Here is a 14,923-nt window from a genome sequence, read left to right as displayed (position 1 = left end):
CCAGTGAGTGATCAATGGCCCGCTATTCAGAAGAGTTCAAAGAGTCCATCATTCAAAAGATGATGCCACCCAATAATGACTGGTTTGAAAATTATTATGCACTAAAAATTTCAACACACTACACTAGCTCCTGCATCCATGCAGTCGTGCGGCGTTATAACTCCGGTCACATAGCCAGAAATATACGATTCCATTTGGCGAACTACTTATCTGATCAGTCCTTTGACATCAGGGTTCAGGAAAATATCAATCGGGGTGGTGAAAGTGGGGTCCGCTATAGAGTCAGCGGCATGCAAAGAGGATAGAGCAATGTCTGGCGTTTTTTCCGCACATGAAGCCATCATGGAAATGTTAGTTCTGCAATCTGAACGGGATACTGCAAAGGGCCTGAAAACGGCAATCCTGGTATCAGGGTACCCGGGGTCACCACTGAGCGAAGTGGATTCGGCGCTGAGGAAAAACCATGAAAGACTTCAACGTCACCGGATTCATTATCTGCCAGGTGTTAACGAGGAACTGAGTGCTACCGCTTTGATGGGCTCCCAGATGGCGGCCCTGTACCCGGGAAATGATTATGATGGGATCCTGGGGCTGTGGTTTGGGAAGTCTCCCGGTGCCGATCGCTCCGGTGATGCCTTCAGGCACGGAAACTACGCCGGTGTCAGCGAATACGGAGGCGTTCTGGTTCTGGTGGGAGATGATGCCACCTGCTCATCATCGGCACTGCCTTCATGTTCAATTATTACCTTATATGACAATTGTATGCCGGTATTGTGTCCGGGAAATCTCCGGGAACTGATTGAATTTGGACTTTTCGGCTTCGAGCTGTCCCGTTATTCCGGTCTCTGGGTTGGGATAAAAGTGTCGTCTGTTATCGGTGGCTTAAGCGAAACCCTGGATTTTTCCATGCCTTTTCCGGTTATCAGCAAACCAGAGCCCGGAAACCCTGAACAGCAATTGGTACCGAGAGTCACATCCAAATTGTTGCCTCCCTGGACCATGCGTGTGGAACGTGACATTTATACTCATCGCGAAGCGAATGCCATCGCTATGGCGGCGGTCAACGGCCTGAACCCTATCACTTGCTGTGATGAAGAAAAGGCCAGGTTGGGCATCCTGGCTGCCGGGGAAATCTACTATCACCTGATGGCCGCGTTTGCACTACTTGGCCTGAAGCAACAGGATCTCCAACAGTACGACATTCGGCTGCTAAAGTTGGGTATGGTCTATCCATTGGATCCGGACATCATTATTCGCTTTACCAATGGCCTGGAACGACTTGTAGTGATTGAAGAGAAACGGGGGTTTATTGAGTCAGGGGTTAAGTCCATTCTTTATTCCGAGTCAAATAGCCCTGTCGTTTGTGGTAAGCAGGATGAATACGGAGCCTATCTATTTCCCCCCTGGGGAGGGCTGGATGCAGAAACTATTGCCGTTGCCCTTGAACCCTACCTGCAGTTATGGAGTACCGCCAATACCTGGCTATCGCCTGTCGTGAGGTCGGATTATGTCGGGCAGGGGCCACAGAGATTACCCCATTTTTGTCCGGGTTGCCCCCACAGCCGTTCTACCCGGTTGCCTGCAGATGCCCTGACTGGCCTCGGTGTTGGTTGTCATGGTATCCAGGCCTTGCATTCAAACGACATTGGAAGTATGACCCAGATGGGAGGAGAGGGTGTCCAGCTGGTTGGTATGTCTCCATTTCTGAATATGCCGCACCAGTTCCAGAATATAGGCGATGGTACGTTTTTTCACTCTGGTTCCCTGGCGATAAGACAGGCCGTTGTGGCCAATAGCAATATTACCTTCAAGCTGCTTTATAACAGCACTATCGCCATGACAGACAGTCCGTTGCCGAAAGAAAATATCTCGACCCCTGTGCTGGTCATGATGCTCTATGCTGAGGGAGTCAGGCAAGTAGCAGTGGTCAGTGATGATATCCGGCGCTATCAGGACAAGCTGGATCAACGAACAATGGTTGGAATGGCTGACGATCTGGATACTGTCCAGACTCGGTTAAGTCGTATCAAGGGGGTTACGGTGCTTATTTATGATCGTACCTGTGCCCTGGCCAGTCGAAGAGATCGGCAAAACAATAACACGCCGCTGGACTATGTATATATTAACCAGCAGTTGTGTGAAGGCTGCGACCAGTGTGTTCTTGAGTCAGGTTGTCTTAGCCTGCTGCCGGAGGACACTGAATTTGGCCGGAAACTGAAAGTGGATCAGGCCAGCTGTAACCACGACCTGGCCTGCATAAAAGCGCTTTGCCCTGCATTGGTGACCATTAAAAATGGTCGTCGAACGACGTTTACAACTTCGCCCCTGACCCGTGATATCCAGATTGCTCTGCCCGATCCCATAGCAAAAACCGGTACCACCAACCTGTATATTACCGGCATGGGAGGCACCGGGGTGACCACCATGGGGCAAATTCTGGCCAGCGCCGCATCGGCCGATGGTAAATTCGTCTCTCTGGTCAATAAGAAGGGGCTAAGCCAGAGGGCAGGAGTGGTTGGCTCACATTTGAAGATTTCCGAGGCTCCCGATATCAGCAGCCCAATCATTGTTCCGGGCAGTGCGGACGCTTATATTGTGCTGGATGTATGGTCTGCTTTAGAGGCTGACTCATTAAAGTTGACCTGCGTTGACAAGACCGTTGCCGTGATATCTACGGCCAGGTTTTCATCGCTTAATTTACACAACAATGTATTGATAGATAAAATGACGATTGCTGATGCTGTGGATGCCATACAGGAAAACACTGATCGAGAGCGTAATGTCTGTTTCGATTTTTGTGAACTGGCTGAGCTGGCATTTAACCGGAGAGAGTTGGCAAATGTTATTATTCTTGGGACTGCATACCAGCGGGGAATTATCCCATTAGCCAGATCATCCCTGGAATCGGCTATTGTTGAGGCCCTCGGTGATGGTATTGCTGTCCGACAGGCATTTTTGCTCGGGCGAAAGTTGTGTCTTGACCCGGATGCACTATTCAAATCGGTTGCATCTGTGAAGGGTACAGCCAGCAATATTTATGACCGCTTCTTGTTGCGTATCAGGGAGTTGGAAGATTATCAGGATATTCACTACGCCAAAAAATATCAGGATTTTGTGCGCCGAGTGTTGGCTGTTGATGAATCAATGGGGCACACGGAACTCAGTACGGCGGTGATTCTGAATTTATACCAATTGATGGCCAGCAAGGACGAATATGAAGTGGCCCGTCTTTACCTTAAACCAGACTTTCAGACTGGGGTGAAGCGTATGTTTGGCCACAATGCAGCACTTTCCTACCACTTTGCCCTGCCCTTTAGCCAAAAGAAATTCCAACTGCCATCATGGGGTAAATGGTTCCTTAAATTACTAAGATATTGTCGTTTTTTGCGAGATTCCCGGTTTGATATTTTTGCCTATAGCAACATTCGCAAACTGGAAAAAGAGGCACTGGCGCAGTATCAGTCGGTTATTAACCGACATTTAGACTTTATCACCCACGACAACTATAAGGTTATGGTCGAATTCGCCCAATTACCTGAACAGATTCGGGGGTATGGCCAGGTAAAAATAAACACCATCACCGCATTCCTGAAGAAAGCGGAACGTCTTGGGTTTGTCAGTCGAGAAAGAATACCGACACGACACTGGGGCTCCTACTAGATGGATAACAGGAAAATAATATATTTTTAATTGATTATCTGACAGTAATTAATAGGTGACTTATATTGGAGTGTCGTTGTTTAGGGAAAAGGCAAACTGGAAGATACCACTGATTCTTGTGCCAACCGTGGTGTGAATTTTCCTTCCATTTCCCTTGGTTAATAACGGGCATCGGAGATATGTTTAATGCGTGGGTTTCTCAATGGTCAGTTTTCTGCCGGTTTGGTCGCCATGGGGGGGTATCTGCCTGGTAAAAACATCAGGGAAAGGGACGCTTACCAGTTGCCCGCCTATCTTGCGGAGCAGACTCGCCTGCACCATGATTATTTAAAACCCATCTCGGAAAATGGCTTGCTGCCGGGAACCGTAGAAACGAATTATGACGGGTGGCAAAGTCAGCCATGGTACAAGGCGTGGTTTGATCGTCTGCCGGATAAAAAGAGGAGTAATCCGTTTGAAGGGATTGAAACTCGTTGCCGGGTACCGGTAGACCCAGAATCCAGAGCTAACGCTATCCGGCCCCATCTGATGCTATCTTCTGATGCCGAGACTCTAGCCGGTGCGCTTGCTCTCTATAATGCAGGAATGGATCAGAGCATGGTTGACTTGCTGATGGTCAGTTCCCTTGTGCCGGACCGGCATGTTCCCCTGAATGCTTCACTGGTTCAACATAAACTCAAGCTGCCCAACGCTGGTGCCTATAACATTGATACCTGTTGTTCCTCGTTTATTACTATGCTGGAAATGGCAGTACTCTACGTGCGTTGTGGTTTGAAGCGCAATGTGATGATTATTGGCAGTTCTATTGATTCACATATTAGCGATAAATCCAATTACTACAGTCCGAATACCGGCGATGCGGCTGTCGCCGGTATTGTATCCAGGGTGGACGATGGATACGGGTATATTAGCTCACACTCAATCAGCCAGGGAGTTCGCCATGCTGCCATTGTCTTTCAGCGTCGTAGGCCCAAGCTGTCTGCTATTACCTCGCAGGGGCCCGATTTTGAACAGGAATTTGTTACCTTCAACGACCCGTCACTCTGCAAGGAAATTGCCGAAAATAGCCGGGATGACATAGTGAATGTTGTTGATGGAGCCTTAGGCAAGGCCGACTACAGCCGTGAGGATATTGATTTTCTTGTTGCCCATCAACCTGTTCACTGGGCGGGCAATGCCTGGCGAGAGGCGCTCGGTGTTCCTGCCGGTAAATACCATGAAACATTCCGGCACTACGGGAATATCGCCGTTGCGTCGGTAGCTGTTAATCTCCTGGATGCGCTGGAAAAAGGTAAAGTGAATTGCGGAGATAATGTTTTGATGGTGTCGTCAGGTGTCGGTGAAAACCATGGCGCTTTATTGCAAAAAATCTCACCCCGTCTTTTGCAAGTCAATGGTTTGTGAGCATCGCATTGTTAATCAACTTGATGCTGGATGAAAGCGGAGATATTTATGGCTGTTAATATCCTTGGTGTTGGTGCCTATTTACCAGAGAATACTGTCAGTAATAATGAGTTCGATTACAAATCCAGGGGTGTGACTGATGAGTGGCTGCTAAGCGCGGGAATCAAAAACAGGCGATTTGCCGGTAGTCATACTGATTATATTGATCTGGCTTACCATGCATCGCTCAGAGCCATTACACAGGCGGGCCTATCTGTTGACAATATTGGCTTACTGATTTTGGTTGCCAGCACTATTAATGCCGAATGCATTATTCCGACAGGTATCGCTGAATTAAAAGATAGGCTGAAACTCGGAAATTGCCTATATCTGCATATGCTGGAATCTTGTAATGGTGTCATCCAGGCAATGGAGTTTGGGGCTTATGCAATCGAATCCGGACAGACTGACAATGTATTGATTGTCTCCAGTGAGACATTTTCCAAACTACAGGACGATACATCTGAAGCATCCATGAAAATTACTATGAGTATGGGGGATGGCGCAGGAGCGATTATTTTAGGCGTAGATGGTCAACAAAATGGCCGGATCGCAGCACATATCATCAGTGATTCCAGGTTTCAAAGTGGCCTGGTCATGCAGGTTAATGAAAACATTAAAGACAATAGGGCCAGCAGTAAAATCAGTTTCAGGTTAAGAGAATTGATGTCGATGCCTAAACCCCTTAAGCCTGAAGGTGTTTTTGATAAGCTAAAGATTTTATCGACTGAAATGATATCGGATGTAATAAATAAGGCGTTGGCAAAATCAGGTTTGAGTGATAATGAGATTGATTTTTTTATTCTCCATCAACCAAATAGAGTATTTCTTGAATCCTGGAAGGAAGCGCTGGGTATTCAGCAGAATAAGACGGTTGATACTTTAGAAGAATATGGAAATGTATCCTCCGCTTCGGTATTGATCAACCTGACGATGGCTTGTCAGCTAAATAAGATACATTCAGGTGATACCATAGTGATGGCTTCTGTGGGGGAAAATAGTGCGGGTTGCAGTATCTGGACATGGAGTAATGATAAAAAGCCTGAAAATTATTTACTTAACGAACAGCCAGAGACGTTTGCAGGGCAGTTAATTAACTCAAGAAATTATACGACTAATGAATTGCGGGAAAGATTTATATTGCCTGACTCGGAAGTTGCCCGTAAGCCCGGTGATTTTTTCACTCAGTATGTTGCTAATATGGCGGTTTTTGAACAGGTTTCCGCTGTTGATGCATTTGAATATGTCAGCGATATCAGGAACCTGGAAGAGTGGACGATGTCCATACAAAATCTGCGGATTGCCAAAGATGATATCTATGAGGGAGATGAGTCATTGGCACCTGCTGGCAAGGTCTTTTTACGTTGTCTTGTTTGCAGGGAAGAGTATCGAATCAATTGGCTGGTAGGGCATGACAATCCTGATGATCTCTGGATGGATTACCAGTGTCAGTTGTTGGATGCTCAACCGTTGCTTGGAAGGCCTGGTTCTGTCTTGTTATGGATAACTTATGGCCATGCCCGTTATTTAAATGATCCTTTGTATGCAAAAGCGTTTGGCTTAATGTATAGCGCCCATAATATTGAGATTAATAATTTAAAGAAAATTCTCGAAGATAGATATGCTAAATAATCAAGAAGTATCCTAGGTTGTCACGGTAGAACCTATGCGAGTCGCCCCGGAATAGCCGGGGGTGTTACCTGTGTTAATTAATTCAGGAGGCTACAGGCGTTATGAGTATTCCAGATAAACGTGGAAGCGTCGTTCTTATCACTGGCGGTACATCAGGAATAGGAAGGGCAACAGCCCTTGCTTTTGCCAGAAACAAGTCAACGGTGCTGGTCTGTGGCAGGCATGAGGATGCCGGGGAACAAACTGTTGATGCCATTCGTCGTCTGGGCGGTAACGGAATGTTTATTCGGGCGGATATTTCCGATCCGGATGAGGTTCGGTCGATGTTTGCTGTTATCCGTGACCAGTACGGTACACTCGACTGTGCATTCAATAATGCTGGCAACTATTGTATTCCCAAGCCGCTGACAGATACCTCCACGGCAAGCTGGAATGCAACTATTGCTACGCATCTGACCGGAACCTGGCTTTGCATGAAACATGAATTGGTCATGATGAGCGCCTGTAGACGGGGTGTGATTATCAATATGTCATCAGTGGCAGGCTTGGTGGGGACATCGGGGTTGTCCGCTTATACCGCTGCCAAACATGGAGTGATTGGTTTAACAAAAGTGGCGGCACTGGAATATGCCACAGAGGGAATTCGGGTCAATGCACTGGCCCCGGGTGGGATCTTGACCAATGTTACGGCCTCGTTGTCAGATGAATGTCGTCAAGCCCTGGCCGACTTTCATCCGCTAAAGAGACTTGGAATGCCTGATGAGGTCGCGAATGCGGTGGTGTGGTTATGCTCAGATGAGGCATCGTTCATTACTGGCAACATCTTTACTATTGATGGCGGCGTTACTGCCGGTTATACACCCTTGTAGTTGCGCAGGCATTTTGCCATTAAGGGTTTTAATAGCTCAGCATTAACAGTTTTTTGCCAATTTTATTTTGTATGCTGTGGCAATGATGTTGCCATAGCTTGTCAGATACACAAGCGTAATCTTCTTCAGATAAGGCAGTTTCCAGTTGTGACAGTGCATGATGAATAGCGATCGATTCCGAGAATGGGTTCGCTAATAAATCTTTCAGCTCTGAACGCTGACGGAAAGTGTTGATCTGATGATAAATGCTGACAATATCCCCGGGATGACAAGCTCTGGTTATAGTCATCACCGGTTCTGAAGTTGTCTTGTCCTCCTGCATATTGGTATATACCTGGTCTGCAATAACACAAAGCCGTAAATTACCAAGGAGTTTCAAATCCTGAAAGCTCAGTTCACCTTGTTTAACCGGGAATTCATAACCTTTCAGTGTACCTATTGGATCATTAACGGATGAATATAGCAACGATTGGCCAAGTCTTAGAAAATAAAGAGCTGAAAGAGGAACGCTATAAATATCAGTAACAGAAAACTGCATAGTATGCGCTATGGTTTTATGGCCGTTTTCATCCAAAAAGTTATAAATAGCTATCGCCATCAGGCAAATATGGTTTCTGTACGATTGGTCAAGCTTGCTATTGTTGGCAAGATTATAAATTTCCTGAATAAATGCAGTCGTGTATTTTTTCAAATTTTTATAATAAATTGCTTCCATTGCTAAAACATTAGGATTTTTTAATCGATTAATCTGATGTCTGGTCAACAAAGCCGATATTTTTGTTTTATCCATGTTGGATAGCAACACCATTTCACTGAATTCTTCCAGCTTGTTAACGCTATCCTTACTATACATGTCGTCTAATTCAGAAGGCTTGATAAGACGCTTTGCCAGATCCTTGAAAAGTACACCAGCTACGCCATCTGACCGGGGATCAATTTTCAGGTTGTCCTGTTGCAGATCGCCGTGGTCAAGTACAGATGCGGATCTTTCCCCAAACGCTGCACTCTTGGCAGCAGCCGTATTAAGTGAAGCATCTTGCTGGTTGTTATGACCAGGGATGAAGTTAGCTAATGTCGATGACAACTCTGAAAAATTATCCATTACCGATACACAACCGTCATTCAGCACCTATATAAAGTTTGACATCCTCCCACCACTAAACGGATGGCCGCCTCACCGCTTGCGATTATAGTGGGGGATTCCTTCTGCAAGACGCCCATGCCCGAGCGCAGTTTTCCCCTTACCAGTAACGGGGAAAACCTTATTCGACAATCTGTTCTACTTTTCAGATTGCTTAATAGCCGGTGACAGTCATGCCTGAAGAAGAGTTTATCATTAATGTCTTTTGCCTGATTGATGATTTATTCCAATGGAAACATCCCCCAGGACTTCAGCAAGACTGGACCGGGAAAGCTGCCCCTGCAACTGTCCATCGTCATCAACAACGGGCAGGGGAAAGTCGGTGTCCAGGGTATCGGGAATAACGGACTCCAGTATTGAGTCTGCCTGAATAGCCGGAACCGTCTCAATCAATATCGAGGTGACCTTCTTGTGATTCCCCTTTTGCACGGCCTGCTCAAGGGTCTGCTGAAGAATAATGCCCTGATAGCCATCATCATTAACGTAATAGCCAAAGTCCTCAGAAGTCTTTTTCATCTGACTCAAGGCTTCATCAATGGTTTCCGCCGTAATTCGACAGGCCGGAGGTTTCATCACCGTTTCTACCGTCAATGCCCGGGCCCGGTTGACATCCTTAACAAACGCTTCCACATAATCCGTGGCCGGATTCAACAGGATATCCTCCGGAGCCCCCTGCTGGACCAGCTCACCATCTTTCAAAATGGCAATGCGATGATCCGCCCAGCCTCAACGCTTCATCCAGGTCATGGGTAATAAAAACAATGGTTTTCTGAAGTTTACTCTGCAACCCGATCAACTGATCCTGCATCTCACTGCGAATCTCCCCCTCAGTGGGGTCGATCAATCGATTAAAATGGCGAATCAAGGTGGACTTACCGGATCCGGAAAGCCCCATAATCACAAAAATCTCACCCGCTTTGACGTCCAGGTTGATATCCCTGAGTCCCAGCGTATGCCCGGTATCCGCCAGAATCTGATCCTTGGATTCCCCCCGATGAACCCGTGACATTACCTTTTCAGGCTGTTTCCCGAATAATTTGTACAGGCCACGAATCTGGATCAGAGGCTTTTTCTTGTGACTATTATGCATGCTCAGCGCCTCCCAGATGTTTCTGGGTTCTGCGGGCATAAGCCTGGGAAACCCGGTCAAAGATGATCGCCAGCGCAACAATGGCAAGACCATTCAACAGCCCCAGGGTGAAATACTGGTTGGTAATGGATTTCAGTACTGGCTGCCCCAGCCCTTTGACGCCAATCATGGAGGCAATCACCACCATGGCCAGCGCCATCATGATGGTCTGGTTAATACCGGCCATAATGGCAGGCATTGCCAGTGGCAGCTGAACCCCCCAAAACCTTTGCCACGGGCTGGCGCCATAAGCGGTAGCCGCTTCCAACACCTCTTTATCCACCAGACGAATCCCCAGATTGGTCAGTCGAATGACTGGCGGAATGGCATAAATAACCACCGCGATCACACCGGGAATCTTGCCAATCCCCAGCAACATCACCACAGGAATCAGATAAACAAATGCCGGCATGGTCTGCATGATATCCAGCATCGGCGTCACCAGCTTCTGAACCCGGTCGGAACGGGCCATGGCAATACCGATAGGAATTCCCAACACCAGGGAGAGCAAGGTACATACCGTGATAACACTCAGGGTTCTCATGGTATTTTCCCACATACCAAAATAACCAATGGCGAGCAGGGAACAGACAACACCGAGGCACAGCTTCCAGGAACGGCTGGCGACAAAGGCCAAACCAGTGATAACTGCCAGTACCAACCACCAGGGAGAGCTGATTAACAGGTTTTCAAACCAGACAAGAAAAGAAAGTAAAAGGTCAAAAAAAGACTCAATCAAATCGCCATATTCACGGGAAAATTCCCGGTAGGCGCCATCCAGAGTCTTCCGCAAAGCGATCAGGTCACTGCGATCCATATCCGGAAACTCAGTCACGCTGATGGCTCACGTTGATCAATTTATCCTCCAGAATGTCTTTGGCTGTAATGTGGAGCTGGTACCCGGCGACACCATGGCGACAGGAACCTCGATGGTCGAAAAAGGAGAGCCGGATATCGCTCCGGAAATGTGGAGTAACTCCATGAGGCAGGCTTTTGATAAAGGCGTTGAGGAAAAGCGTCTTCGCTATGCTGGCAATTCGCTCTCAGAAGGTGGAGAGGAAGGGTTCTGGGTGCCGAAATATATGGTAGAAAAAGACCCCGGCCTGAAAACCATCAAGGGTATTAAAAAGAAATCAGCCATCTTCAAGCATCCGGAGGATTCAAACCTGTCCGCCTTTTACGGTTGTCCAGCCGGCTGGAACTGCCAGATTAATTCTGGCAATTTGTTCAGGGCGCTGGAGCTCGAAGAATTTCTGCTCCAGCCGGTTATCTACCATAAACAAGCAAAAATTTTTAAGCCCATTTTCCAGCGCCCAGCACTTAACAGTACTTTCCCGGATATCGACTGGGGAACTAACTTACACTTCTAATGATTAGATTTCAAATTACTTTCGCCACTCCCCCAGAGAAAAAGACCAAAAATCAAACAGCTAAGATTCTGTCCCGGCAATATCCAAAAGCGGCGCGGCATCAATGGATTCGGCATCCATCATGGCTGCAACCCGTTGCAAAGACGACAGAACCTGTGTTTTCTCCCAAGGCTCCAGAGCCTCAAAACGCTCAATAAACTGTTCATGCAATAGCGCCGGTGCGGTTGCCAATACAGAGCGTCCGAGCTCAGTCAACCGTGCGTTAACAATTCGTTTATCACTGACACTTCGGACTCTCTCAAGATACTGCCGCTCTTCCAGCCGATTCAAAATGGTGGTTACTGTCGCCTGACTCAGGGAGACATCCTGGGAAATCCGCTTAACCGTCACATCACCGAGATCGCTAATTGCCTTCAGCACCATGATCTGGGGCGTTGTCAGGCCACAGGCTTTGATCATGCGTTTTGAGTGCAGATCCGTTGCACGTATTATGCGCCTTAGAGAAATAAGCACGTCAGTCCAGTAGCACGGTTCAGTCATACAATTTACTCATCGAAGAGGTTTAGAAAACAGACGTGTTTCTTTGCCACAAAACAAACAGCAAAACAAACACAATTTGATCTCAAATAGTTTGAACTGTAATATATTTCACCTAGACTCCTAATTAAAGTTGTAAACAGGATCCTCTTCATGTTAATCCCCTCAGAACGTTGACGGGCTTCTTGCACATAGCTCCAAACCCAAACGATCAAATTGATTTTGACTATTCAGCAAGAGCCAGCAACATGCCCCAACCTGAAATCTCAATGCCTTCCAGGGAAACCATCAACCCTCCCGTATTTTTTGGTTCAGCCATTTTAATACTTGTATTGGTGTGCTATACGGTTTTTTTCCCTGAAGATGCCAATAGCCGCTTTAATCACCTCCAGTCCAGCATCATGACCAACGCCAGCTGGTTTTATGTCATGGCCGTGGCCCTGATCCTTCTGTGCGTCGCCTTTCTGGGGCTATCCCGATATGGTGATATAAAACTGGGTCCCGATCATGCTGAACCCTCATTCAGCTTTGGCTCCTGGTTTGCCATGCTCTTTTCTGCCGGCATGGGCATTGGCCTGATGTTTTTCGGTGTCGCCGAGCCGGTTATGCACTTCCTTTCACCACCACTGGGTGAACCAGGCACTGTGGAAGCCGCCAAAGAAGCCATGAAGCTCACTTTTTTTCACTGGGGTCTTCATGCCTGGGCGATTTATGCCATAGTAGCCCTGATTCTGGCCTTTTTTGGTTACCGGCATAACTTGCCGCTGACTCTCCGTTCCGCCCTTTACCCCATCATCGGTGACCGTATTTATGGCATTCCCGGTCATACCATTGATGTATTTGCCATATTAGGCACTATTTTTGGTGTTGCGACAGCGCTGGGTTACGGGGTTTTGCAGGTTAACTCGGGGCTGAACTACCTTTTTGGTATCGTCATCAGTACACAGACACAGGTTATTCTGATTGTGGTCATCACAGCACTGGCTACCATTTCTGTAGCGACAGGCCTTGATAAAGGCATCCGACGCCTGTCAGAAGCAAACCTGCTACTGGCACTGATGCTGTTAGTGATGGTGGTACTGCTCGGACCAACCGTCCTGTTGTTGCAGATGTTCGTGCAAAATACCGGTGGTTACCTGTCTGACATCGTCGGTAAAACCTTCAATCTCTACGCCTATGAGCCCACCGATTGGCTTGGCGGCTGGACGTTATTCTATTGGGCCTGGTGGCTCTCCTGGTCACCTTTTGTCGGTATGTTTATTGCCCGTATTTCCAAGGGCAGAACCATCCGTGAGTTTGTTACCGGCGTTCTGTTCGTACCAACGGGCCTGACACTGATCTGGATGACCGCTTTTGGCAATACCGCTATCGATATGATATTGAACCAGGGAATGGCCGGTTTGGGGCAGGCCGTAGAAACGGATGTACCCATCGCGCTGTTCAAGTTTCTGGAATATTTCCCGTTCTCAAATGTGCTCTCAATGATCGCCATTGCCATGATCGTCATCTTTTTTGTCACTTCCTCTGACTCCAGTGCCATGGTTGTCGATATGCTGGCCTCCGGAGGCAACAGTAAAACGCCAATCTGGCAGCGGGTGTTCTGGTCCAGCCTGATTGGTGTGGTAGCCATGGTACTGTTATTGGCCGGTGGCCTTAAGGCCCTGCAAACCGTGACCATAGCCTCTGCACTGCCTTTTTCCATCGTACTGTTGGTGTCGGCTTATGGCTTACTGAAAGCGCTTGCTGTTGATGCTGCCAAGAGAGCCAGCCTGGAAAGAACCACACTCACTCCCAAAGTCGGTCATAAAACGATTCCCTGGCAGAACCGGCTGGCGACGATGGTCAGCTTTCCCCGACGGGCCCATGTCAATCGCTTTATTCAGGGTGTTGTTCTCCCTGCTATGGAGTCCGTCGCATCAGAACTCAGCAAACAGGGTGTAGAAAGCACGATTCAGCTGGATACCGAAAAACAGATACCCAGTCTGGTGGTACTCCACGGCGATGAAGTGGACTTCTTTTACAAAGTGACTCCCCGTTCTTACCTTCAGCCCAGTTTTATGCTGGACGAAGAAGATGAAGAAGAACGCAAATACTTCCGTGCAGAAGTTTTCCTGAGAGAAGGCGGTCAGGGTTACGACATTATGGGCTGGACCAGTGATCAGGTCATTGGTGATATTATCGATCAGTATGAAAAGCACATGCATTTCCTGCACATGGTTCGATAAATGCATTTGGCAAGTCTTTAAGTTCACTATTTAATGTATGGGTAGACAAAGTCAAACTGCTGCCCTGTCAGATTAATAGTCACTTTTGAATTGTATGAGGCATCGTAACGTTCCATCCAACCATCAGCAGTAATGTGGTAATTGTTCTTACTGCCAGCCCTGCTCAGATGCCCGGCAAGATTCCCGGTTAAGGTTTTCCCGTACACATTAATCCCTTTAAAGAAAAAGCTGAAATTAACCCCACTGCAAACATTCACCAGATCGGCATTACTGCTATAGGGGATCACTACATACTGCTCTTCGCGCCCCCCCTTTGGCTTAAGCCTGAGTCTCATTACCATTATGCCCGCGTTGCTGACATGCAGATAAATCACCAGTTCAGACAGCCATATTTTTTCAGTTTTGGAAATACTGTAAGCATCAAACCGATAAGTTCCGGCTGGTAATTGACAGGCAGTAACGGATGATAAGTCAGGGTACATCGGCGGTGTATAGGCAGGAGCGGGCTCTGTTCTATAACCACGATATAAGTAATCCGGCGAGGGTGGGTATAATGGCCCTTCCGGATGAGGATGGGCTGGAACGTCAGGATAAGGTGGAGTGTTAAACAGTTCAATACCAATCGGTTTACCAAAGACAAGCGATGGTAATAAAAGGATGATAAATTTATACAGTTTCATAACATCACAACCATAACATTAAGAAATTATTCTTCCGATGTAAACGTTCTGCGTCATCGTAACGGTCATTATCTATTGCCCGCTCCAGAGCTCCACTCAATTTGCCCTGGACTTCGTCCGTCAGCGTTGTCCCAGTGCCCACAATGATGCCTATCAAGTGCTCTGCGTCATCGTAGCGGTCGTTAGCAAAATCGTCGTAAACCCTCGCCCAATCGGGCCGGGCCGCGCAGGCGGGGA

General features: G+C 47.4%; 14 protein-coding genes. 7 read left to right on the top strand and 7 right to left on the bottom strand.

Annotated elements, in window-relative coordinates:
- The first annotated feature begins 14 nt into the window (after window positions 1–14).
- The 5 genes from KDK15_RS05890 to KDK15_RS05870 all read left to right on the top strand — a co-directional run bounded on the left by KDK15_RS05890 (window position 15) and on the right by KDK15_RS05870 (window position 7,604).
- Window positions 15–305: a hypothetical protein gene (locus KDK15_RS05890; RefSeq protein ID WP_257294435.1), complete on the top strand. Its 291-nt coding sequence runs from the start codon at window positions 15–17 to the stop codon at window positions 303–305.
- Window positions 306–309: 4 nt separating this feature from the next.
- Window positions 310–3,660 (top strand): indolepyruvate ferredoxin oxidoreductase family protein, encoded by a 3,351-nt coding sequence (locus tag KDK15_RS05885; RefSeq protein ID WP_257294434.1) that lies wholly within the window; start codon window positions 310–312, stop codon window positions 3,658–3,660.
- 186 nt (window positions 3,661–3,846) lie between these two features.
- Window positions 3,847–5,064: a 3-oxoacyl-ACP synthase III family protein gene (locus tag KDK15_RS05880; RefSeq protein ID WP_257294433.1), complete on the top strand. Its 1,218-nt coding sequence runs from the start codon at window positions 3,847–3,849 to the stop codon at window positions 5,062–5,064.
- Between the two features lie 279 nt (window positions 5,065–5,343).
- Window positions 5,344–6,735, top strand: a complete 1,392-nt coding sequence (locus tag KDK15_RS05875; RefSeq protein WP_257294432.1) for a 3-oxoacyl-ACP synthase III family protein — start codon at window positions 5,344–5,346, stop codon at window positions 6,733–6,735.
- Window positions 6,736–6,836: 101 nt separating this feature from the next.
- On the top strand, window positions 6,837–7,604 hold the full coding sequence (locus tag KDK15_RS05870) for an SDR family NAD(P)-dependent oxidoreductase (RefSeq protein WP_257294431.1): 768 nt from the start codon (window positions 6,837–6,839) through the stop codon (window positions 7,602–7,604).
- 28 nt (window positions 7,605–7,632) lie between these two features.
- Here the strand turns inward: KDK15_RS05870 and KDK15_RS05865 are convergent, their stop codons facing one another.
- The 4 genes from KDK15_RS05865 to KDK15_RS05855 all read right to left on the bottom strand — a co-directional run bounded on the left by KDK15_RS05865 (window position 7,633) and on the right by KDK15_RS05855 (window position 10,691).
- On the bottom strand, window positions 7,633–8,706 hold the full coding sequence (locus KDK15_RS05865; protein WP_257294430.1) for a hypothetical protein: 1,074 nt from the start codon (window positions 8,704–8,706) through the stop codon (window positions 7,633–7,635).
- Window positions 8,707–8,940: 234 nt separating this feature from the next.
- Window positions 8,941–9,444 carry a hypothetical protein gene (locus KDK15_RS20980; RefSeq protein ID WP_306800248.1) on the bottom strand — a complete coding sequence of 168 codons (504 nt, stop codon included), beginning with the start codon at window positions 9,442–9,444 and terminating at the stop codon, window positions 8,941–8,943.
- The gene (locus tag KDK15_RS20975; RefSeq protein ID WP_306800247.1) at window positions 9,431–9,835 is read right to left on the bottom strand and encodes an ATP-binding cassette domain-containing protein; all 405 of its coding nucleotides are present in this window, start codon (window positions 9,833–9,835) and stop codon (window positions 9,431–9,433) included. The genes KDK15_RS20980 and KDK15_RS20975 overlap by 14 nt, the downstream gene beginning before the upstream one ends.
- Window positions 9,828–10,691, bottom strand: a complete 864-nt coding sequence (locus KDK15_RS05855) for a proline/glycine betaine ABC transporter permease (RefSeq protein WP_257294436.1) — start codon at window positions 10,689–10,691, stop codon at window positions 9,828–9,830. Before KDK15_RS05855 ends, KDK15_RS20975 begins: the two co-directional genes overlap by 8 nt.
- Before the next feature lie 22 nt (window positions 10,692–10,713).
- Between KDK15_RS05855 and KDK15_RS05850 the strand changes: the two genes are divergently transcribed.
- Window positions 10,714–11,244, top strand: a complete 531-nt coding sequence (locus tag KDK15_RS05850; RefSeq protein ID WP_257294429.1) for a glycine betaine ABC transporter substrate-binding protein — start codon at window positions 10,714–10,716, stop codon at window positions 11,242–11,244.
- A gap of 60 nt (window positions 11,245–11,304) precedes the next feature.
- On the opposite strand, the gene KDK15_RS05845 is transcribed toward KDK15_RS05850, so the two are convergent.
- The gene (locus KDK15_RS05845; protein ID WP_257294428.1) at window positions 11,305–11,784 is read right to left on the bottom strand and encodes a MarR family winged helix-turn-helix transcriptional regulator; all 480 of its coding nucleotides are present in this window, start codon (window positions 11,782–11,784) and stop codon (window positions 11,305–11,307) included.
- A gap of 245 nt (window positions 11,785–12,029) precedes the next feature.
- Between KDK15_RS05845 and KDK15_RS05840 the strand changes: the two genes are divergently transcribed.
- Window positions 12,030–14,006 (top strand): choline BCCT transporter BetT, encoded by a 1,977-nt coding sequence (locus KDK15_RS05840; RefSeq protein WP_257294427.1) that lies wholly within the window; start codon window positions 12,030–12,032, stop codon window positions 14,004–14,006.
- A 26-nt stretch (window positions 14,007–14,032) separates the two neighbouring features.
- Here the strand turns inward: KDK15_RS05840 and KDK15_RS05835 are convergent, their stop codons facing one another.
- Both KDK15_RS05835 and KDK15_RS05830 read right to left on the bottom strand, forming a co-directional pair.
- Window positions 14,033–14,686 (bottom strand): hypothetical protein, encoded by a 654-nt coding sequence (locus KDK15_RS05835; RefSeq protein WP_257294426.1) that lies wholly within the window; start codon window positions 14,684–14,686, stop codon window positions 14,033–14,035.
- Window positions 14,687–14,690: 4 nt separating this feature from the next.
- Window positions 14,691–14,923 (bottom strand): hypothetical protein (locus KDK15_RS05830; RefSeq protein ID WP_257294425.1); only part of this gene is annotated, 233 nt, incomplete at its 5' end.

Source organism: Endozoicomonas sp. YOMI1 (assembly GCF_024606345.1).
Lineage (GTDB): Bacteria > Pseudomonadota > Gammaproteobacteria > Pseudomonadales > Endozoicomonadaceae > Endozoicomonas.
Note: the sequence above shows the minus strand (reverse complement) of the source record. Positions and strands in the feature narration are given on the sequence as shown.